The organism is Nitrosopumilus sp. K4 (assembly GCF_018128925.1).
In the GTDB taxonomy this organism is placed as follows: Archaea; Thermoproteota; Nitrososphaeria; order Nitrososphaerales; family Nitrosopumilaceae; genus HKST03.
Window position 1 is genome coordinate 1,227,263 of sequence record NZ_CP067007.1, and the last position, 19,833, is coordinate 1,247,095.

22 protein-coding genes are annotated in these 19,833 nt (G+C 35.7%); 4 read left to right on the forward strand and 18 right to left on the reverse strand.

The window, feature by feature from the left end; translation table 11 throughout:
* Genes NsoK4_RS07430 through NsoK4_RS07475 form a run of 10 tightly spaced genes read right to left on the reverse strand, consistent with a single transcriptional unit; the run spans position 1 to position 8,860 of the window.
* Positions 1–2,079 carry an NADH-quinone oxidoreductase subunit L gene (locus NsoK4_RS07430; protein ID WP_211686634.1) on the reverse strand — a complete coding sequence of 693 codons (2,079 nt, stop codon included), beginning with the start codon at positions 2,077–2,079 and terminating at the stop codon, positions 1–3.
* A 3-nt stretch (positions 2,080–2,082) separates the two neighbouring features.
* Positions 2,083–3,636 carry a NuoM family protein gene (locus NsoK4_RS07435; protein ID WP_211686636.1) on the reverse strand — a complete coding sequence of 518 codons (1,554 nt, stop codon included), beginning with the start codon at positions 3,634–3,636 and terminating at the stop codon, positions 2,083–2,085.
* Entirely contained in the window at positions 3,636–3,941 is a 306-nt protein-coding gene (gene nuoK, locus NsoK4_RS07440; RefSeq protein WP_211686638.1) for an NADH-quinone oxidoreductase subunit NuoK, read from the reverse strand. Before nuoK ends, NsoK4_RS07435 begins: the two co-directional genes overlap by 1 nt.
* Positions 3,922–4,434, reverse strand: coding sequence for an NADH-quinone oxidoreductase subunit J (locus NsoK4_RS07445; RefSeq protein ID WP_211686640.1), 513 nt, complete (start codon positions 4,432–4,434; stop codon positions 3,922–3,924). The genes nuoK and NsoK4_RS07445 overlap by 20 nt, the downstream gene beginning before the upstream one ends.
* A complete protein-coding gene (locus NsoK4_RS07450; RefSeq protein ID WP_211686642.1) occupies positions 4,427–4,924 on the reverse strand; it encodes an NADH-quinone oxidoreductase subunit I in 498 nt (165 codons plus the stop codon). Before NsoK4_RS07450 ends, NsoK4_RS07445 begins: the two co-directional genes overlap by 8 nt.
* Positions 4,924–6,222: an NADH-quinone oxidoreductase subunit NuoH gene (nuoH, locus tag NsoK4_RS07455; protein WP_211686644.1), complete on the reverse strand. Its 1,299-nt coding sequence runs from the start codon at positions 6,220–6,222 to the stop codon at positions 4,924–4,926. Before nuoH ends, NsoK4_RS07450 begins: the two co-directional genes overlap by 1 nt.
* Positions 6,223–7,356 (reverse strand): NADH-quinone oxidoreductase subunit D, encoded by a 1,134-nt coding sequence (locus NsoK4_RS07460; RefSeq protein ID WP_211686646.1) that lies wholly within the window; start codon positions 7,354–7,356, stop codon positions 6,223–6,225.
* 4 nt (positions 7,357–7,360) lie between these two features.
* Entirely contained in the window at positions 7,361–7,963 is a 603-nt protein-coding gene (locus NsoK4_RS07465; RefSeq protein ID WP_211686648.1) for an NADH-quinone oxidoreductase subunit C, read from the reverse strand.
* Positions 7,963–8,487 carry an NADH-quinone oxidoreductase subunit B gene (locus NsoK4_RS07470; RefSeq protein WP_211686650.1) on the reverse strand — a complete coding sequence of 175 codons (525 nt, stop codon included), beginning with the start codon at positions 8,485–8,487 and terminating at the stop codon, positions 7,963–7,965. Before NsoK4_RS07470 ends, NsoK4_RS07465 begins: the two co-directional genes overlap by 1 nt.
* Positions 8,488–8,527: 40 nt before the next feature.
* Positions 8,528–8,860, reverse strand: a complete 333-nt coding sequence (locus NsoK4_RS07475) for an NADH-quinone oxidoreductase subunit A (RefSeq protein WP_211689007.1) — start codon at positions 8,858–8,860, stop codon at positions 8,528–8,530.
* Between the two features lie 155 nt (positions 8,861–9,015).
* Here NsoK4_RS07475 and NsoK4_RS07480 point away from each other — a divergent pair, with 155 nt between their 5' ends.
* Complete coding sequence (locus tag NsoK4_RS07480; RefSeq protein WP_211686652.1) at positions 9,016–9,480, forward strand: redoxin domain-containing protein; 465 nt, start codon at positions 9,016–9,018, stop codon at positions 9,478–9,480.
* A gap of 13 nt (positions 9,481–9,493) precedes the next feature.
* Here the strand turns inward: NsoK4_RS07480 and NsoK4_RS07485 are convergent, their stop codons facing one another.
* The 5 genes from NsoK4_RS07485 to NsoK4_RS07505 all read right to left on the reverse strand — a co-directional run bounded on the left by NsoK4_RS07485 (position 9,494) and on the right by NsoK4_RS07505 (position 14,644).
* A complete protein-coding gene (locus NsoK4_RS07485; protein ID WP_211686654.1) occupies positions 9,494–10,006 on the reverse strand; it encodes an acetyl-CoA carboxylase biotin carboxyl carrier protein subunit in 513 nt (170 codons plus the stop codon).
* Between the two features lie 5 nt (positions 10,007–10,011).
* On the reverse strand, positions 10,012–11,499 hold the full coding sequence (locus NsoK4_RS07490; protein WP_211686656.1) for an acetyl/propionyl/methylcrotonyl-CoA carboxylase subunit alpha: 1,488 nt from the start codon (positions 11,497–11,499) through the stop codon (positions 10,012–10,014).
* A 6-nt stretch (positions 11,500–11,505) separates the two neighbouring features.
* Positions 11,506–13,053 carry an acyl-CoA carboxylase subunit beta gene (locus NsoK4_RS07495; RefSeq protein WP_211686658.1) on the reverse strand — a complete coding sequence of 516 codons (1,548 nt, stop codon included), beginning with the start codon at positions 13,051–13,053 and terminating at the stop codon, positions 11,506–11,508.
* Positions 13,054–13,172: 119 nt separating this feature from the next.
* Positions 13,173–13,490 carry a hypothetical protein gene (locus tag NsoK4_RS07500; RefSeq protein ID WP_211686660.1) on the reverse strand — a complete coding sequence of 106 codons (318 nt, stop codon included), beginning with the start codon at positions 13,488–13,490 and terminating at the stop codon, positions 13,173–13,175.
* Positions 13,487–14,644 carry an AAA family ATPase gene (locus tag NsoK4_RS07505; protein ID WP_211686661.1) on the reverse strand — a complete coding sequence of 386 codons (1,158 nt, stop codon included), beginning with the start codon at positions 14,642–14,644 and terminating at the stop codon, positions 13,487–13,489. Before NsoK4_RS07505 ends, NsoK4_RS07500 begins: the two co-directional genes overlap by 4 nt.
* Positions 14,645–14,923: 279 nt before the next feature.
* Here NsoK4_RS07505 and NsoK4_RS10205 point away from each other — a divergent pair, with 279 nt between their 5' ends.
* Together NsoK4_RS10205 and NsoK4_RS07515 are read left to right on the forward strand one after the other, a co-directional pair.
* The gene (locus tag NsoK4_RS10205; protein ID WP_371816030.1) at positions 14,924–14,986 is read left to right on the forward strand and encodes a hypothetical protein; all 63 of its coding nucleotides are present in this window, start codon (positions 14,924–14,926) and stop codon (positions 14,984–14,986) included.
* Positions 14,987–15,853: 867 nt separating this feature from the next.
* Positions 15,854–16,651, forward strand: coding sequence for an inositol monophosphatase family protein (locus tag NsoK4_RS07515; RefSeq protein WP_211686663.1), 798 nt, complete (start codon positions 15,854–15,856; stop codon positions 16,649–16,651).
* A 10-nt stretch (positions 16,652–16,661) separates the two neighbouring features.
* Here NsoK4_RS07515 and NsoK4_RS07520 read toward each other — a convergent pair whose 3' ends face one another.
* Positions 16,662–17,501, reverse strand: a complete 840-nt coding sequence (locus NsoK4_RS07520) for an FAD-binding oxidoreductase (RefSeq protein ID WP_211686665.1) — start codon at positions 17,499–17,501, stop codon at positions 16,662–16,664.
* Positions 17,502–17,690: 189 nt separating this feature from the next.
* Here NsoK4_RS07520 and NsoK4_RS07525 point away from each other — a divergent pair, with 189 nt between their 5' ends.
* Positions 17,691–17,855, forward strand: a complete 165-nt coding sequence (locus NsoK4_RS07525; RefSeq protein ID WP_211686667.1) for a DUF1059 domain-containing protein — start codon at positions 17,691–17,693, stop codon at positions 17,853–17,855.
* Positions 17,856–17,874: 19 nt separating this feature from the next.
* Here NsoK4_RS07525 and NsoK4_RS07530 read toward each other — a convergent pair whose 3' ends face one another.
* On the reverse strand, positions 17,875–18,945 hold the full coding sequence (locus NsoK4_RS07530; RefSeq protein WP_211686669.1) for a glutamyl-tRNA reductase: 1,071 nt from the start codon (positions 18,943–18,945) through the stop codon (positions 17,875–17,877).
* Between the two features lie 9 nt (positions 18,946–18,954).
* The gene (locus tag NsoK4_RS07535; RefSeq protein ID WP_211686671.1) at positions 18,955–19,737 is read right to left on the reverse strand and encodes a hypothetical protein; all 783 of its coding nucleotides are present in this window, start codon (positions 19,735–19,737) and stop codon (positions 18,955–18,957) included.
* Positions 19,738–19,833 lie beyond the last annotated feature (96 nt).

Below are 19,833 nucleotides of genomic sequence, written 5' to 3' on the forward strand. Positions count from 1 at the left end.
CTATATCAACAAAATCAGGACTACGAATAACAATCCTGCTCCAAATACGAATAGGTATGACTGTGCCACACCGGTCTGTGTTCCTTGTACAACCTTTGCTCCCCAACCAACAGCTTTTTGGAATCCATCATTCATTCCATAATCAATTGCGGTCTTTTCAAAGTATCTGAATACCCCTCTTGCTAGCCATAATGGGGCTACAACAAAACACCAATAGATAATTGCATTAAGATACCATCTGTTAAGAATGACTTTGTGAATTGCATAGAAGAAAATGTTTGAGTTTACAAATCTAACAGGATCAACAAATCTACCAATATAGAATATGTATCCAAGTCCAATTCCAATCGAGAATGCAACTAAGGATGAACCTAATGCAATTGGATTAAGTTCAGCCAAGGGACCTGGAAGGAATGACTCTGAATGTTCTAGTGTTTCGCCATGAATTCCAAATGAATGTCCAAGATATTCCTCAAACAAATGGTGTAATCCACCCTCTACTGAGAATCCAATAATACCAATTCCAATTGTCAATATTGCAAGGATTCCGTATGGGGCCCACATAGATAATGAAGCTTCATGAACATGATGACCTTCTTCTTCCATCTTCTGTATGTGTTTGCTCTTTGGACCAAAGAACACCATACCAATCATTCTTGTTGTATAGAATGTTGTAATTACTGCAGTCAATACTGCTATTCCATAAAGGACCATTACCCATTCTCCACCAGATTCATAGACTGCTGCAAAGATTGCGTCTTTACTCCAGAAACCTGTTGTGATAAATGGTGCACCCATTAATCCAAGACCTGCGGCCCACATGAATGCATATGTCTTTTTCATGTGTTTCCTCAGACCACCCATATCGGTCATAAATCGTGAACCAACAACATGTAACAAAGAACCTGCTGCCATGAAAAGTGATGCCTTAAACATGGCATGAGAGATTAAGTGGAAAAATCCTGCAGTATAACCATCAACATATTGATGAGATAATCCTGCAACGCCTAATGCCATCATCATGTAACCAATTTGAGAACCAGTAGAATATGCAAGAACTTTTTTGATTTCAGGATTAACCATTCCTTGAGTGGCAAGAAGTAATGCAGTAATTGCTCCAACCCAAGCAACAATCTCAAAGAATTGATCTGCCATTATTCCTGCTGCACTTAGTGCAAAAACAATAGGTCCAATTCTTGCTACAAGGAAAACACCTGCTTTTACCATGGTTGCTGCGTGAATCAATGCTGAAACCGCAGTTGGGCCAGTCATGGCTTCCAGAAGCCATTCATTTAGTGGGAATTGAGCTGATTTTCCTACCGCACCTCCAAATAGAAGTACAAATGCTGGAACTAACAAGCCTTGGGCAGACATGGCAGTTGCCCATGCAGTGTCACCCATCAATTCTCTAAATCCAAAAGTTCCTGCAAATAAGAATATCAAAAGCATGCCTGCAATCATCATAACATCACCTACTTTGGTCATGATGAATGCCTTCATACCTGCATGTGTTGGTGCATAATAATCGAGTAATCCTAAAACAGTTCGTCCTTCTGTACCGACATGATCTTTCTTTTTGTCACGATACCAGAAGCTGATTAATGCATAAGATGCAAGACCTACGCCTTCCCATCCAAAGAATACCTGAAGTAAGTTATCAGATAATACGATTAATTGCATAGAACCAATAAAGAACATCATCCAAAACCAGAATCTAGTAATGTCTTTGTCACCTTTCATGTAACCAGTACTATAAATCATAATCAAGAATGAAATCCATCCAACAACATTTGCCATAATTACGGAAAGAGGATCAGCTAGTACTCCGCCTTTCAATCCAATTGATTCAATCCAAGTCACTTGATCATGAATTTCATGTGCTTCAAGTGCCATTGGTAACATAGAAGCAGCAGAAAGGGCACTCATCAATGCAAATCCAACTGCCACATAGCCAGTTGCATTCTTTGATGCCTTACCAATTCCTGGCATGATTAATGCTGCAATAAATGGAAGGATCCAAACTAGCCAAGCACTTGCAGCACCAACTTCAAATGGTAATCCAATAGATTCTGTTGCCATTTACTATACCCCCAACACTCCATTCATGTATGGAAGAATTTTTTCCAAGAAAATATCTGGGTAAATTCCCAATACCACTGTAAATCCTGCAAGCACCATCATTGGTGCAGTCATATACCAACTACCATCTTTGACATTTTCAAGATGTTCTGGAGTTTTTCCAAAGAATACACGTTTTAGCATCCAAAGCATGTAAGACATTGTTAATGCAGTTGCAACCAATCCAAGTCCAAATGTTACTGCTCTAACTGTTGAGCCTTCTTCAATTGCTGTTTCTAATGCACCATAAAATAGAATCCATTCACCCATAAAGCCACTAGTTGGAGGAACACCCATTATGGTGAGAGCTCCAATTACAGCACAAACTGCAGTAATTGGCATTTTTCCTGCCAATCCACCTAGTTTTGAAATACTTCGAGTACCTACTTTTACTATAATAATACCTGCCATCATGAAGAGGAGACCTTTTCCTAAAGCGTGGGTCACATACATCATTTCAGCACCTGCCAATCCCATCACAGACATAGAGCCAATTCCAAATAGAAGATAACCCATTTGGCTAATACTAGAATATGCTAACAATCGTTTAATGTCATCTTGCATCAATGCCATAGCTCCGCCATAAAGCATTGTAACTAATCCCCAAATGTGGAACCAAATAGAAAGTTCTGCAAATGTTGCAGGCAAAAATTCTACAATTAATCTAAAGATACCATATGCACCAATTCCAATCATGGCAGGGGATAATAATGCACTAATTGGTGTTGGAGCTGAGCCGTGAACCCATGGTAGCCAAACGTGGAACATAAAAACTGCAAGCTTGACTCCCAGACCTATAGAAATTGCAATTGCAGAGATAAGGACAATATCTTGAGGTATTTCAGATTCTTGAATATCTGCAAAGTCAAAACTACCAACAGTTAACCCAATCATCAAAAAGCCCAAAAGTAAGACAACTGCACCCGCATGAGTCCAGAACAAGAACATTAAACCAATCTTTCTTCGAGGACCATCACCCCACAATGCAACTAAGAAGAAACCAGGTATGAGCATAACCTCAAAGAAAATATAAAATTCAATCAGGTTTGTTGCAAGAACAGTTCCAAGCATTCCCATTGCAAATACAAGATACAATGCAAAGTAAAGACCAGATTTTGCATTAACATAATTTGAAAGAGATGATGATTCAACTATAGATGATTGTCCAGTAGTGGAAGTAACTTGTTTTTGCTCTTCTTCATATTGCTCATGGAATTTGTGAATCATGTATGGTTTTGAATACAATGCTAAAATCGTACACAAAACATAGATCATTATCGCAAATGGAGAAGCAAGACCATCCATCAAGAAACCAAATTCTCCAAACTGTTCAGTCCATGGATAGTGTTCTTCAGTAGTTCCATTCATGGCAGCTTGAATTACAATTATTGTTGTGTAAAGTAAAATTGCAAAGGTAAACCACATTGCAGGGTTTGGGCCTGCTTTTCTACCTATCATGTAGGCTACTGGAGATAACAGTAAAGGCAGGAAAACAGCCTGTAATAATGCGTATTCCATTATCCCTTCAAACTCCTGAATTCTGCGATATCGATATTCTGATACATTCTGTATGCTACAATAATCAAAGATAAACCAACAGCAACTTCTGCTGCAGCAATTGCAATTGAAAACAATGCTAAAGTTTGGCCACCACTATGTGGCAAGAATCGTCCAAATGCAACCATGTTTAGATTTGCAGCATTAATTACGATTTCAACTGCAAATAGCATTCTGATAGCGTTTCTTTTAACTGAAAGACCATAAATTCCAATTCCCAATAAGGCAATAGATACAATTACAAAATCAATTAGTTCGTTGCTCATTTGTTATATCCTCCCTTCTTGCTAAAACTAATGCGCCTGTAACAGAGCCTGCCAAGATCAATGCCATCAAAATCAAAGCTGGCCAATAATATGTTAGAAAGTCTGCTCCAATATCTCTAAAGTCTACTGCAGGCTCGTCCGTAGTAATTGATTTTATTCCGGAATCCAAAATTACAGCACCAAGTGCAACCATAATAACTAACATCAAACCAATTCCGGCAAATTTTCTTCTTTTATCTTCAACTTTCTTGAAGATCAATTCTCTTTTTACAAGCATGACAGTAAACAAAATCAAAACTGCAATAGAACCTACATAAACTGCTAACTGGAACATTGCAACAAATGGGGAATCTAATAGTAAGAATAATCCAGCAATGCCACCAAGAGTTCCCATCAAAGCAATTGAGCCATAAATCAATGAACGTAGTTCAAGTGCTGCAATTGCAGAGCCAATAGTAATGACAGACAAAGCTAAGAAAACAGCATCAGCCATGCGTTGCACCTCTATCAGTTATTTGAATTTCAGAATCTTGAGCAACATAGGGTTTTACTGCAAGTTGTGCAGGAGTGTAAATCAAACCCTCTTTACTAAAAGAAGATAATTCGTAATCATTGGTCATGTATAAGGCATAAAAGGGACATGCGTCAACACATAGTCCACAAAATACACATTTTCCATAATCAATTTGTGGCATTATTGATTTTTTATTTTGATTCTGTTGTTCTGGAACTTTTACCATGGCAATTGCTTCTGCAACGCCCTCGCATGCAATAGAACACAATTGACATCCAGTACAATGATCATGAAATAGCATATGACGTCCTTTGATTCCTGCAATTCCAACTCCTGTTGAAGGATCAAATTGATAACCATCTCCAACAAACTTGAGTTTTTCTTCAGGATATCTCAAAGTAAATCTCTTGAGAGCGATATGTTTAATTCCAGAATTCAGAGCTTTAATAATTCCTGTAGCTGTTCCCATTATAACATTCCTCCAGGTCCCAAGACTCCAGCGTAAAGCAAGCCGAGTGCTATAAAGATGTTAACGAATGCTAAACCAATTAGTTTGTACCAACCAAGACTCAATAACATATCAATTCTAATTCTTGGAAAAACACCTCGTGGCAAGAGAATGAAGAATATAACACCTACAGTTTTAATTACAAACCAAACAACACCATTTAACATTTCTTGAGAAAATACTGGCAATCCTGGAATTTGGACGGTAATAGGTCCTGCTTCAATTCCTGTAGTAATAATTTCTTCAGGGAATGGAGGCCAAATCATAGGACCGTTCCATCCGCCCAAGAACAATACAACAAACAATGCTGCAAATGCATATAGCTTAAGATAAGTTCCAAGTTGAACAAGCCCATACATCATTCCTGAAAACTCTGTTAACCAACCAGCAACAATTTCACTTTCAGCCTCTGGTAAATCAAATGGAATTCTTTCAAGCTCAGCTAACATCGTGATAAAGAACACAATGGCACCTACTGGCAAGAATATAATCCACGGAAAACTGGATTGACTAGCTGCAATTTCAGAAAGATTCAGAGTACCAGTTAGAATTACAACTCCAAGTAATGATAAGATCAATGGGATTTCAAAAGACACCATTTGATGAAGTGCCCTAATTCCACCAATGAATGGGAATTTGCTGTTTGCAGACCAAGCAGACAAGATAGTAATTATTGGAAAAAATCCAATTACTGCAAATACTGCTAACAACCCTACATCCACATCAGCGACAACCCAACCAGGGGCAACAGGAATTAATGCAACAAATGCAGCTGCTGCACCAACAAACATCACAGGAGCTGCCCAAAAAATTGGCTTATCTGCCTTTGCAGGAATAATAATCTCTTTAGAAATTAGTTTGAGTCCATCACCCATCAATTGTAAGATGCCCTCTACTTTTCCACAGTAAAAAGGACCTACTCTTAACTGAAGTTTTGCTAACATTTTTCTTTCAACAAAGATTGTTCCTGCTGCAAGTAAAGCTGCAAAACCAAATCCAGGAAATGCTGCAATCCTAAACAAGTCAGTTGCCATGAAAGCTTTCATGATAGGAAGTAATCTAGAAGGATCAGCCAACCAAGTCAATGCAAGAAATGGAGTAAGTAATTCGCCATTAATTACAGGCATTTCAATATAGAATAGAATAATTTGAACAAGAGGCAATCCAACTAGTGCAAAGATTAGAAGGAACCAAAACAGATTGTCTAGTAGAGATTTTACAAATTCGCTAAACTTGAATTTTGGCGCAATAACAGACATTTATCGATCCGCCTCCACTGGCCAATAGTTTAGACTCCAATAAACGGAGGGCATGTTACCGAGTTTTTCACCTTTTAGTAGATATGGTAAAGCAATCAAGTTTCTAAATGAGCCAACACTAAGTTTCACTCTATATGGTTCTGGTTTTTTATCAGAAACAATATAACATCCTAAAGAACCTCGTCCAGACTCAACACGTTTGTAAACAGAGTCATCACCACCTTTTGGATTTGGTTTTAGTTTTACTCGTACAGAGCCAGATTTCGGCATTTTTTCAAGAGCATGTCGTATAATTCTACAACTTTCCAACATGTCAAGCCATGGAACTCTAGATCTTGCATATGCATCACCTTCTTTTAGAACATGAGTTTGAAAGTCCAATTCATCATAAACATCATAAGGTTCCTTCTTTCTAAGATCATAATCGACTCCACTTGCACGTAAAACAGAACCAGTTGTTCCCAGTCTAATTGCGTCTTGTCTAGAAAGAACCCCAGTTTTTTCTGTCCTTGCAATTAAAATTGGGTTATCATAAAAAACTGCAGCGTATTCTTTGATTCGTTTTTCAAAGTAGTTTACTTGTCTCAAACAAGCATCTTCAAAGTTTGCAGGTAAATCATTTCTTACTCCACCTGGAACAAAATGAGCATGAGTTACGCGCGCTCCTGACATTTTTTCCATCAAGTCAATTAACAGTTCACGGTCTCCAGCGGGCCACATAAACATTGTAGAGTGTCCTAAAAAGATCCCATAGATTGCAAGCCAATATTGTGTATAGATACATCTGTTTAGTTCAGATGCAATTACTCGAATGTATTTTGCACGTTCTGGTACTTCAATTCCAAGAAGTTCTTCAACACCTAAAACATAAGGATACAAAACATTGCATGAATCATGTATTACTGGTCTCTCTAAATGAGGAATATTTGTGATGTAGTTTCTATATTCGGCCATTTTTTCTTCGCCACGATGAACATATCCAGGATCGGGATCACATGCAACAATATAGTCACCATCAATTTGAACAATAATTCTCATGTGGCCAGAACCTGGATGTTGTGGTCCTACATTGAGAGTCATAATTCTCTCGTCTACTTTTTGAAGTGCCAATCCCGGAGGTAACTTTGCGCTCATTTCATCATCTTCCTTTTATTGCAAAGTCCTTTCTAAGAGGTGGTAAGTCGGCCCAATCTTCAGGTAAAAGTAATCGTCTATTATCTGGATGATTTTCAAAGTAAACACCTAACATTTCAAAAATCTCTCTTTCAAAAAATTCAACGCTGTAGAATATATCTCTAAGACTAGGAAGTTTGGTTGCATCATTTCCTGGTATAGGATTATCTTCTCTAGGAGCTCGTGTTGCCAACACTAGAATTTGTCTGGAAAGAGCAGGATCAGTGTATGATCCTAAGTGATAAACAACTTCAATTTCTTTATCTTGAGGATAATCTACGCCTGAAACGGACTCTGCATGGTCAAAATTTAATTCATCTCGGACAAATTCAGCGACTTCATGAACATCTTCTTTTTTAACATTTATTCTAACACGGTCAGGTTTTACAAAAGCAACTTCAGCCTTTTCACCAAATTTTGAAGTGATAGTGTCTGCAATGCTTTTCTCAAATTCTGGGAGTTCTACCTCTTTTTCAGCAGGTGCAGGTTTCTTTGCAGCGGATGCTGGTTTTGGTGCAGGTTTTTCCTCAGGTTTATTGTCAGCAGACTCTTTCTTTTCTTCACTCATTATACAAACTTCCTAGCCTTCATCCTCTTGATTTTTTCTTGTAACAACATACAGCCTTGAATTAGAGTTTCAGGTCTAGGCGGACAACCTGGAACATATACATCAACTGGAATCACACCGTCAATTCCTGGAAGTACATTGTATGAATCAAAATACAATCCTCCAGTAATTGCGCATGCACCCATTGCAATAACATATTTTGGTTCTGGCATTTGATCATAAACTAAACGAAGACGTGGTGCCATTTTTCTTGTGATTGTTCCCTGAACTACAATTAGATCACACTGTCTGAGTGATCCAAATGCTTCAATGATACCAAATCTTTCAACATCATATCGTGGACTTGATGCTGCTCCAAATTCTACACTGCAACAAGCTGTTTCAATATGAACAGGCCAAAGTGACCAAATTCTACCCCAATTGATGGCATAGCCCAATGGTTTGTCAATTGCTTTTTCTAAAATATCACCCAGTTTTCCTACAAACACATTTGCGTTCTCTGGTGTAACTAGATCTTTTAGCAATTCTTTTCCCTACTCCTGTAATTTTGAATTGTATAAATAATTACCATATATTTCGTCTCCCTGATTGATATAATGCAAAAGCCATAGCTGCAAACATAATTCCTAAAAATCCTATGATTGGAAGAGTTGCGGACTTTGGCAATTCCAAAATTGTACTCCCCCATGCATACAAGAAAATTGCCATAACATCAAAAACCACAAACATCAAGATATACGCATAATATTGCATCATGAAATGAGTACGACCCTCTCCAGATGGGACTTGGCCACATTCCATTGGTAAAAATTTTACAGGATTACTTTTTTTTCTAGGTGAAATCATTCTAGAAATAATCAGAGCAGGTGCCATAGCTGCTACTGCAAACCCAAACATTAACACCACGGTACTATAATTGCCCGCCAATTCCCCGACCAATTTAGCTTTGCACCCATGTTTTTGTATAAAAAGGTATGCTCGGTTTTTTCGATCCAATTTTTTGAAAATTCATTTTTGTAAAGTACTTTATAGGATAACAACATCTTGCGATCATGACATTGAATATTGGAGATACAGCTCCCAGTTTTGAGCTTCCAGATACTGAATTAAAAATGCGGACTTTGGATGAGTTCAAAGGAAAGAAGATTGTATTGTCATTCTTTGTAGCTGCAAGTTCACCAGTTTGTGAAACCGAACTTTGTAAGTTTAGAGATTCATGGAATGAGATAAGCAATCTAGGTGCTCAAGTTATTGCAATAAGCAATGATGGTCCATTTGCAAACAAAGCATTTGCAGAGAAAAACAACTATAATTTTCCAGTATTGGCAGATTATACAAGCAAAACAATTCGAGATTATGATGTGTTAATGAAAGATCTTCTACACATCAAAGACTATAACGCTGCAAAACGTTCAGTGTTTGTAATTATGGAAGATGGAAAGATAGGATACAAATGGGTATCTGAAGATCCATTAAAAGAACCAAACTATGAAGAAATAAAACAATTCCTAAAATAGGAAAGTTTCTTTTTTATTCTATTTCAGCAATAACGTCGCCTTTAGCAACAGTTGCGCCTTCTTTAATTTTGAGATTTTTTACTGAACCATCTTTGTGTGCTTTTACTGCCACTTGCATTTTCATTGATTCTAAAGTGCATACAACATCGCCTTTTTTAATAGAATCACCATCTTCAATTGCAATTGAAACAACTTTGCCGGGAATTTGACTCTTGAGTGCAAGTTGTGCATTGCCGGAACCTCCTCCACCTGAATTTTTGTATACAATTTCATCAAAGTGAGTGTGGGTATTAAGGGTAATTGGGACATTATCAATTACTATTTTCATTTCATTAGTAGAGTTTTCAAGATATTTTGCTTTGTGATATTGTTGATCTAAGATGAATTCAATTCCTTTGGAATCTATGTTTAGAATTTTTAATTGATGATCTTTATCATTTATCTTAATCACGTAATCATTATTGCCAAGATTCTCAACAATTTTCCCTTCAAATGATTTTTCAATATCTTGTATTTTATAATCCATTTACATCAATCCAATTTGTTTTTCCAATTAACATTGCTTTGAGAATCATTTTGTACACGACTCTTAAAATATTCAGAATGAATAATAGCAGCTGCAAGTGCAGCTTCACTTTTGTCTTGTTTTTCTTTTTTCAAGTCTTCAGACAATCTGTCTATCATATTAAATCTCTTTAAGAAGTCAGTTGAGAGTTCACCATTCTTGTATTCTTCAGAATTTAGAATTGTTTTGTAAAGTGGAATTGATGTTTCAACACCTTGAACATACATATCATTTAATGCAGTAAGCATTCGTGTTCTAGATTCTTCAAATGTTGGTCCCCATGTGCAGAGTTTTGCCATCAACGAATCATAAAATGGAGATACTGTACATCCAGAATAAAGATAAGTGTCACATCTAACGTTTGGCCCTGCAGGAATTGTAACATCTGGAACAGGTCCAGTTGATGGTGCAAAGTCCAAAAATGTATCTTCAGCATTAATTCTACATTCAATTGCATATCCGTTCATCTTAAGATCTTTTTGTTTGAATGGAAGTTGTTCTCCATTTGCAATATCAATTTGTAATTTAACGAAGTCTAAGCCTGAAACCATTTCACTAATAGGGTGCTCTACTTGAAGCCTTGCGTTAATCTCTATAAAATAGAACTCTCCAGAGTCTGCTCTTAAAAATTCTGCCGTACCAAGGTTAGTATAATCAACAGCTTCTGCTGCTTTAACAACTAATTCACCAATTTCTTCTCGTTTTGCTGCGTCTACTACAGGAGATGGAGTTTGTTCAATTAGTTTTTGATTTCGTCTTTGAATAGAGCATTCCCTCTCAAAGATATGTACTGCATTACCATGATGATCCCTACACATTTGATATTCAATGTGTCTTGTTTTTTCTAGAAACTTTTCAACAATGATTGCAGATTTTCCAACAGCAGATATAGATTCAGATGTTACTGTTGCAAAACCTTCTCGTAATTCTTTATCATTGTTAACTAATCTAATTCCACGACCTCCACCACCATAAACAGATTTGAGTAATACAGGATAACCAATTTCATTTGCAATTTTTTCTGCTTCATCTGCATCATCTACTAATCCTGGGCTTCCAGGAACTGTTGGTACTTTGGCTTTAAGCATTGCAGCTTTACATCTCATTTTATCACCACAGAGATTCATAGAATCAGCAGAAGGGCCAATGAAAGTGATTTTATTTTTTTCACATAATCTTGCAAAATCATCGTTTTCAGAAAGAAAACCATATCCTGGATGTACTGCATCAGCACCTGCTGACAGCATAACTTCTAAAATTTTTTCTTGATTAAGATATGATTTTGAAGGAGCTGCTTCACCAATATGATAGGCTTCCGTAGCTTTCTTGACATGAAGTGAATTGTAATCTTCATCAGAGTATACTGCAACGGTTTTGATTCCAAGTGCTTCACAGGTTCTAATAACACGTAAAGCGATTTCTCCTCTGTTTGCAATTAGTACTTTTTCAATCATTGTTAATCACAAATTGATGTTTCCGTGTTTTCTTGGAAGTTGTTTTTCTCTCTTGTTTGCAAGCATTTTAAGTGCTTTAATGAGCATAGGTCTTGTTTCAGCAGGATCAATTACATTATCAATTGTACCATGAGATGCTGCAACATATGGATTCTCAAATTTTTCTGCAAATTCATCGATTAATTTTTTCTTTAATACTTCTGGGTCTTTGGCATCCTGTAATTCCTTTCTATACATAATTTTAACAGCAGCTTCTCCTCCTAATACAGCACACCTAGCAGTAGGCCATGCATAATTAATGTCAGTTCTAAGATTTTTACTTCCCATGGCGATATATGCGCCACCATAAGCTTTTCCAATAACAAGTGTTATTCTAGGAACTGTTGCTTCACAATATGCATAAAGTAGTTTACTTCCATGTCTAATGATACCATTATGTTCTTGGTTTGAACCTGGCATGTAGCCCGGAGTATCTACTAGAGTAATAATAGGAATGTTAAAGGCATCACAAAATCTGATGAAACGTGCTGCTTTGTTTGATGAATCAATATCAAGTGCACCTGCAAGATGCATTGGATTATTTGCAACAATTCCAACTACTTGTCCATCCATTCTACCATAACCCACTACAACATTTGGTGCAAATAATTCGTGGACTTCAAAGAATTCATTATTATCAACAATAGAATTAATGATTTCTTTCATTTCATAGGGTTGTAATGGATTTTCTGGGATGGTGTTAATGAGGTTGTGATCTAATCTGTTTGGATCATCATCAGTTTTTAGTTTGGGTGGTTCTTCAGAATTATTTTGTGGTATGTAAGAGATTAATTTTTTGATGTAATCCATACATTCGTATTCATTTTGTGCAACAAAATGTGCAACACCACTCTTTGAACCATGTGTAATTGCACCGCCAAGTTCATCAAATGAAATTTCTTCACCTAAAACGGTTTTAACAACATCAGGGCCTGTTACAAACATAGTTCCTGCTTTTTCAACCATTACAACAAAGTCAGTCATTGCAGGAGAATATACAGAACCGCCTGCTGAAGGACCAATGCTTGCAGTAATTTGTGGCACTACTCCTGAAGCTAATTGATTATGATAAAATATGTCTGCAAATCCATCAAGACTCATAATTCCTTCTTGAATTCTTGCCCCACCTGAATCCATAATTCCTATTATTGGGCATCCAGTTCGTACTGCATGATCCATAAGTTTAGTAATTTTTTTAGCTCCCATCTGACTGAGGGTGCCACCAAGTACTGTAAAATCATAGGCAAAGACAAAGATCTGTCTGCCATTTACTGTTCCATAACCACCAACCACACCATCTGTAAAAAATTTCTTTTTTTGCATATCATATTCATGATAGTGGTGTGTTACCATTGGATCAATCTCAGTGAAAGAGCCCTCATCTAGTAAAAGATCTATTCTCTCACGTGCTGTTAATTTGCCCTTTTCATGTTGTGCCTTAATTCTGTCTTGACCACCACCTTGTAATGAAGTGTTTTTCTTTTTGCCAAAGTTTTCAAGTTTTTCAGAATGCATGCCGACAGTTATCAAAAGTAAAGTGCCTATATTAATTTAGTTTGATCAGAGATTCAGTCGTATATTTTTTTCAATGTCTCAATAAATTTAGAAAAAATTTGAAAAAATGTGGTGATCTGTTAAGAATTTAGATTCAGTAAAGGGAATTTCTTGCTAGTAGATTTTTGATATGAATTAAAAGCATTATTTTGTTCACTGCATTTTTTGCAAATACACATTTGAGAAACTTTTTCAATATCGCAATTATCTTGAAATTCACAATATGGACACCCGGCAGGAGCTCCACATACAATGCATTGTAATTCTTTTATTTCAGCACATTTTTCATGTTTGACTCCAAGACCTTTTGCCCACAAACCTATTTCGTTGACCTCAATTTTTTCATTGCATACAATACATGTTCCAGGAAATTTCATGGGGATTTTTCTCCAACTCATTTTAACAATTCAATCTCCTTATCAATAATTTCACCAAAAGTTTCTTCAAGTTCCAATTCAATTTTTTTATTTTTTATACAAAATAAAAGATAAGGAAAACATATTGTTGCAAAAGAGCTAGATGATAAATGCAGTTTTTTTGCCATAACTGAAGAAAGTGTTTTGATTTTTCTTCCATCCCATCGGATTCTATTTAGTAAGGGCCAAGATAGATTGTATTGAGTATATCGAATACGATCATCATTTTTGTATAATTCAATCAAAATTTCGTTCAGATATCTTAGCAGTCTCCAATTCTGAGTCTTCATAATTTTTCCATAAAGCACATCTGCTTTTGATAAAACATCCAAAAAGTATGCCAAAGATTTAGGATCTAAATTACTTGTAATAATACTAGAATAAAATGCATCAATCTTTTGTCTAGGATCAATTTGCATTGAATACAACACACTTCTTGCCTCATCTGATGTTTTTGCTTTAAAGAATGCATTAACACCTTCTTCTACATTAACACTCTCAAAGGATTGTTCTGTCTGCGGATTGAATCCTGTAACTAATGATTGAGTGAGATTTATCATAGAACGTATATCACCTCGTGATTTGTCAATTACTTTAATCAGAGAACCGGGACTAAGTGTTGCACCTTCTTTCTTCAAAATATTTTGAAGATATACGCGTAAAAGTCTTGGAGGAATTGGTTTGAATGAAATTGTTTTTACAACTTTCTTGATGCTTTTCATTTTATCAGAAGAATCAGAATTTGCAGCAAGAACAATTGGTACTGTTGGTTCTTTCAAAATTTTGATCAGTGCTTCAGCACCACCATAATCTCCTCTTCCGTGAATACCATCAACTTCATCAACAAAAATCATAGGTGTGCCTAAAACAGTTACATTTCCTAAAACAGGAGACAAAATTTCATTAATTCTAGACTTGCTCCTAACATCACTTGCATTAAGTCCTATCATATCATAGCCAAATTGTTTTGCTGTAAGATACGCAATTGTGGTTTTACCAATTCCAGGAGGGCCAACTAGCAAAATTGGCTTTGTTCCTTTTTTCCATTTGGCAAACCACTCCATAATTTCTGCTCTAGATTCTTCATTTCCAACCATATCTACGACATTTTTAGGTCGATGTTTTTCGGACCACATCAATTTAATCACTTAGGAAGTTTTGATTCAAATTCAGACCATTTGTTTGCTTTTTGTAATTGATTGTACCAATATTGGTTATAATGTTCAACAGTTAAGAACAAAAATTCTAAGAATTCTTTGTGAGAAAATCCTTCTGGTAATAATTCCAAGGCCAATCTTGCATCTTGTAAATACAAATTACTTTTTTCTAATGTTACGTCAAATCCCTTTTTCACATCACCAGATAATAGAGAGTAATAAAGAGGCCAAGAAGGAATTTTTACAAAACCATTTTTAATAGAATCTTCAATTTCATTTCCACATCCAACTCCTTCTGCTGCACGTGCCATTCCTAAATAAAATATTTCACCTAAAGGTCGCTCAGCAAGGGCCATGTTTCTTCCAGCAGTACCCATCACTGCACGGTATTTTTTGTAGGACAAATTCATTTCTTCTTCAGTAATGGACAAGGGTTTTGATTTTAGTTTCTCATCAAGGTATTGACCGACTCTGGCATCTTTGAATCCATCTTCAAATTCTTTTAGGACTTGATCACCACCCTTTGAAATTTTATCACGAGCGAGTTTCAAAATATATGGATTCATAAGCTTATAGTCATCCAGATAATCCAGATCTTCATCTTTGTCTACAATTCTATCCATAGGTTCACTCAGATCAATGGCTAGAATATGTCCCTCAACCATATCTTGTCTTAATTGAGGGTCATTTTTTCCTGTAAACTCAGCAGCACCATCAAACAATGCATTAAAAACAGGAAAAGTCATTTTTACAAAATTAGAATTTAAAATTCGTAGTACTCTGTCTTTGAGCACATCAGGATTTTCTAATTTTGATTTAATTGCATCAATTTCAGAGGCCTGTAAAATTATTTCTGTAGAACCAACTTCATCTCCAAATGCTTGTTGTGTTGAATTAGGAGAGGGATCAGATTTAATTTCATTTAACAATCCTTGTGCAAATCTTTCAGCAAAATTTGGAAATTCTTTTTCTGTTTCCTCTTTGTATTTGTTAAATAATTTGTAACCTTTAGATTTGAATAATCCCTGTTTCATAATTTGTTTTCCAGGTTTTGTACTCATCAAAGCTTCCTTACTAACAACTGATTGATCTTTCCCATTCACAAACGATGAGCTAATTTCTTGATATTTATGCTTTCAAATTTTCAAAAATATTTCACTTAAATTACGAATAGACAAATTAGACATGTTGGAAGTTATTGAAATTTTACGTGAGGCATCAAAACAAATTTTTGAAAATGTAAAAGATTTAGCAGGAACAGATGATGCTGCAGGAGATTTTGGAAGAGGTGCAGGAGGAGATATTTCAAGAAATATTGATATTATTGCCGAAAAAACTGTTTTGAATTATCTAAAGAAAATAAATTTTGAATGCATAGTTCTAGGTGAGGAATGTGGAAGAGTAGAACTTTCTGAAAATCCAAAAGGATACATTATCATGGATGCAATCGATGGTTCTGCAAATGCAGTAAGAGGAGTTCCATTTTTTTGTAGTTCCCTTGCTTTTGCGACAGAAAACAGACTTAGTTCGATTACAGATGGAGTAATTACAAATCTAGCAAATGGAGAAATGTACTGGGCTTCAAAAGATAAAGGTGCATTTTTGAATGAATCAAAAATTCAAGTGCACCTTAAAGAACCAATATACAAAATCATTGGAATCAATACTTCTGGAGCATCAACAGAATTAATGAAAAAACTCCATCCAGTTTTTGAAAAACATAATCACATAAGACATTTTGGTGCAAACGCATTAGAAATGGCTTTGTTTGCAAGAGGATTAATGGATATTTTCATTGATTTGAGAAATAAAATAAGAATTCAAGATATTGCTGCAGGGTATCTTATTGTAAAAGAAGCAGGTGGCATACTATTAGATTCTAATTTAAGACCACTTGATGCTGATCTTAGTTATGAAACAAGAATATCATTTGTTGCAGCATCTAATCAAGAAATACTAGATGAAATATTTTCACAAATAAAATAAATTTTAAAATTTAACCGTATGATTCGTATTTGATTTCATATGTTCCATCAGGATGTTTGTTGTCTTTTGTAACAAATCCCTTTGGAGCTAGATACTCAATTACACCATCAATTGTTCCTTGATAACCACATATGTAGACACGTGTATTTTCCGGAGTGACTTCTTCTCCAACTAATTCGTCAATTGGAGAAACACCTTGTTTGTTAGGTTTGAAAAATGATTCAACTCTTCCCACATGTCCATTCCATGAACGATTAAAGAATTCTTTTGGTCTACTAATTGCAGCACGATAAATAAAATTCCATTCATCCTTACCTCTTTCTTTACTTTCGTTTTCAAGATCAGTAAAAAGACGTTTGTAACTTAACTCATCAACATAACTTGCGCCATGCAACACAACAACTTGTCGTTTGTCTCCAGTATCATGTAGATGTTTTGCATAAGCAACAAATGGTGCAATACCTGTACCACCACCCACACAAACAATTCTTCTTGTGTCAGGTTTTCCATTTGGTAATTTATCTTCAATTAGAAGTTCTTGTCCAGTTGGCGCTCCAAGATACACCTCATCACCAACATTAGCATAAAATAATTCTGTGGTCACTCTTCCAGGAAGTGGTTTTCTAACCCATCTAATTACAAATTCAAAATAATCTCTGTTTTCAGGATGTGATGCAATTGAATATGCTCTTCGAACAATTTTCTGTTCTGAAGGTATAGGTAAACCGATGGTAAGAAATTGTCCAGTGACATAATTAGGCATTCCACCTTCAGGCACAATTCTAATCACTACAAGATCTTCTTTGAGTAATTCCATATAGACAATCTTTGCCTTGGTTTCAGATACCATGCAAAACAATTTGCCTGAGTTCTGATAAATGTATTTCTCTCATAGCGAGTGAAAAACATTGAATTTCAATTTAGAACCCAATATATTTAGAAAGTCACATAAAAAGAATAAACACAACGTTTAAGCTGAAAATATCATGAGTCATTTTGAAACCTTTTAATTTTTATATTCATTATTTTTAGAAAAACTGTGGCAAGATTAAGATGCAATGATTATGGTTTTGAATGCTCCTATGTTGCCGAAGGTGAAGTGGAAAAAGTCATCGATGAATTTGGAAAACATACTGAAGAAGAACATGGAATAGACTATTCCAGAGAAGCACTAATGCAGTTTATTCTTAGAAAACAAAATTAATTTTAAACATCATTTAGTTTTAGATTCGTTTCATTGATGCAGATAATACTGGGACTTCTTTTGAAATAATTTTTTCAACCGCGGGGACAATTCCCGAGCGAGTTTTTACATTTTCTTCATAAATTTCTGCCACCTGATCCCTGAATAGCAATTTAATTCCCGGTAATGCAGTTATTCCTTCATCGACAGCTCTTGGTTCAGATATATCCAAAATCAAAGTCCCTTTTTTCTTTTCTTCCATAACTAATTTTATTCTGTCATATGTGATTACAAAGTAATCCGCAGTGGTTGCAACAATAATAATATCAAATTTATCAAATCCTACCAGTACATCGTGAAAATCAATTGGTTTTCCACCAAGAATCTGAGAGAAATTTGTAGCACGGTCGATGGTTCTACTTGTTACTTCAAATGGAATTTGCTTATTATTCAAACTCTTAGCAACCATAGCTGCAGATTCACCTGTGCCAATTAACAGAACTTTCTTTTTTGCGTCAAGGCCTGCTTTTTCATCAATCAGTCTCAACGCAACATCACCCAAAGACACTACATTCTTACCAATTTCAGTAGAATCTCTAATGGTAGTTGCAAGGCGAATAACACTTTCAAATAATTTATTTAGAATCTTACCAGAAAAGCCGGCTTGTTTTGCGTTTGCCAAAGACTCTTTAATTTCATTGAATATTTCCTGTTTTCCAACAACTACAGAATCCAAACCGCAAGATAATCTAAGCAAATGAAGATAGACATCATCGCCTTTGTAAACTTCAAGTGTTTGATCAAAGTGATCAATATCATTTGGTGTTAAGTTGGAATTTTGTTCCCATGTTTCTTTGATTTTATTTAGTACAAGAGCTTTACCTTCAGTTCTTCTTGCATCAGGACTATCTTCAGTTTCTACGTTACTAACAGTGAATATTTCAACTCTACTTGCAGTTTGGATGATTATACATTCATCTACTCCTTCAATGTTTTTGAATGATTCACATGCGGTTTTGACATCTTTGAATGCAAATCTAGCAAGTGCATGTAATGGAATATTCTTGAAAGTTACTCTTGCATTTAAAACATCAAATTTTACTTCACTCATCTTCATCACCTATGCATTAATTTTGTTTCTTCCACCTTTAGCTGTTCGGAAAACATTCATTCCAAGATAATAATTCTCATGTAAAGATTCTAAATATTCTAAATCATGTTTCGCATCAGAAATATCTTTTTCTGTTGCTTCAGGATCTTTCTTTAGTTTTGCAAGTTTTTGTCTAGTTTCTTCTAGAAAATTACCAACACCAATTTCATAATTTGACACACCGCCATATTCAGGACTAAGAACATTTTCAGGATTATATACAGGGGTGTTATCAATTGGAATCTCTGCTTTTCTCGTAAGCTCTTCTTGTTGTTCTTGTGACAAAATTGGTACTGGGAAACGTTCATCTTTTTCTAACCAAAATTCAGGTTCACCCATATCTCGTCTAAAGATTTCCTCACTTTGACGTTTGAAAGTATAATCAGGTCCTTTTGCAGCTTCTGCTTTAACTTCTTCTGCAATTGCTTTGAATTCTGCTTCAGCAGCTTTTTCAGCAGCAGCTTTAAGCTCGGCAGCTTTTTCTAAGGCAGCCTTTGCTGCTGCTTCTGCTTCTTCAGCGGCTTTTGCAGCTGCTTCTGCCTCAGCTGCGGCTTTAGAAACAGTAGCAGCTTCTTCCTGGGCCTTGTCTGCTTCTTCCTGGGCCTTGTCTGCTTCTTCCTGGGCCTTGTCTGCTTCTTCCTGGGCCTTGTCTGCTTCTGTTTTTTTCTCAACAGTATCTTGTTTTTTTTCTTCTACCGATGCTGAATTTTCTGTAGTTGCCTTAACTTCAGATTCTTTCTTTTCTTCAGACATCAAATTTTACTAAAATTGCCTGAATTTTAATATTCTTGTAAGAAATCTTGGAAATTTCTTGTTATGATACAGAGTTTCTGTGAAATCAAAAGCAGA

What these genes read in the sequence shown, in the direction of transcription:
- NsoK4_RS07430 (WP_211686634.1), bottom strand. Translation starts at nt 2,079, where the DNA reads ATGGCAACAGAATCTATTGGATTACCATTTGAAGTTGGTGCTGCAAGT.
- NsoK4_RS07435 (WP_211686636.1), bottom strand. Translation starts at nt 3,636, where the DNA reads ATGGAATACGCATTATTACAGGCTGTTTTCCTGCCTTTACTGTTATCT.
- nuoK (WP_211686638.1), bottom strand. Translation starts at nt 3,941, where the DNA reads ATGAGCAACGAACTAATTGATTTTGTAATTGTATCTATTGCCTTATTG.
- NsoK4_RS07445 (WP_211686640.1), bottom strand. Translation starts at nt 4,434, where the DNA reads ATGGCTGATGCTGTTTTCTTAGCTTTGTCTGTCATTACTATTGGCTCT.
- NsoK4_RS07450 (WP_211686642.1), bottom strand. Translation starts at nt 4,924, where the DNA reads ATGGGAACAGCTACAGGAATTATTAAAGCTCTGAATTCTGGAATTAAA.
- nuoH (WP_211686644.1), bottom strand. Translation starts at nt 6,222, where the DNA reads ATGTCTGTTATTGCGCCAAAATTCAAGTTTAGCGAATTTGTAAAATCT.
- NsoK4_RS07460 (WP_211686646.1), bottom strand. Translation starts at nt 7,356, where the DNA reads ATGAGCGCAAAGTTACCTCCGGGATTGGCACTTCAAAAAGTAGACGAG.
- NsoK4_RS07465 (WP_211686648.1), bottom strand. Translation starts at nt 7,963, where the DNA reads ATGAGTGAAGAAAAGAAAGAGTCTGCTGACAATAAACCTGAGGAAAAA.
- NsoK4_RS07475 (WP_211689007.1), bottom strand. Translation starts at nt 8,860, where the DNA reads ATGTTTGGGTTTGCAGTAGCAGCTATGGCACCTGCTCTGATTATTTCT.
- NsoK4_RS07480 (WP_211686652.1), top strand. Translation starts at nt 9,016, where the DNA reads ATGACATTGAATATTGGAGATACAGCTCCCAGTTTTGAGCTTCCAGAT.
- NsoK4_RS07485 (WP_211686654.1), bottom strand. Translation starts at nt 10,006, where the DNA reads ATGGATTATAAAATACAAGATATTGAAAAATCATTTGAAGGGAAAATT.
- NsoK4_RS07490 (WP_211686656.1), bottom strand. Translation starts at nt 11,499, where the DNA reads ATGATTGAAAAAGTACTAATTGCAAACAGAGGAGAAATCGCTTTACGT.
- NsoK4_RS07495 (WP_211686658.1), bottom strand. Translation starts at nt 13,053, where the DNA reads ATGCATTCTGAAAAACTTGAAAACTTTGGCAAAAAGAAAAACACTTCA.
- NsoK4_RS07500 (WP_211686660.1), bottom strand. Translation starts at nt 13,490, where the DNA reads ATGAGTTGGAGAAAAATCCCCATGAAATTTCCTGGAACATGTATTGTA.
- NsoK4_RS07505 (WP_211686661.1), bottom strand. Translation starts at nt 14,644, where the DNA reads ATGTGGTCCGAAAAACATCGACCTAAAAATGTCGTAGATATGGTTGGA.
- NsoK4_RS07520 (WP_211686665.1), bottom strand. Translation starts at nt 17,501, where the DNA reads ATGGTATCTGAAACCAAGGCAAAGATTGTCTATATGGAATTACTCAAA.
- NsoK4_RS07530 (WP_211686669.1), bottom strand. Translation starts at nt 18,945, where the DNA reads ATGAGTGAAGTAAAATTTGATGTTTTAAATGCAAGAGTAACTTTCAAG.
- NsoK4_RS07535 (WP_211686671.1), bottom strand. Translation starts at nt 19,737, where the DNA reads ATGTCTGAAGAAAAGAAAGAATCTGAAGTTAAGGCAACTACAGAAAAT.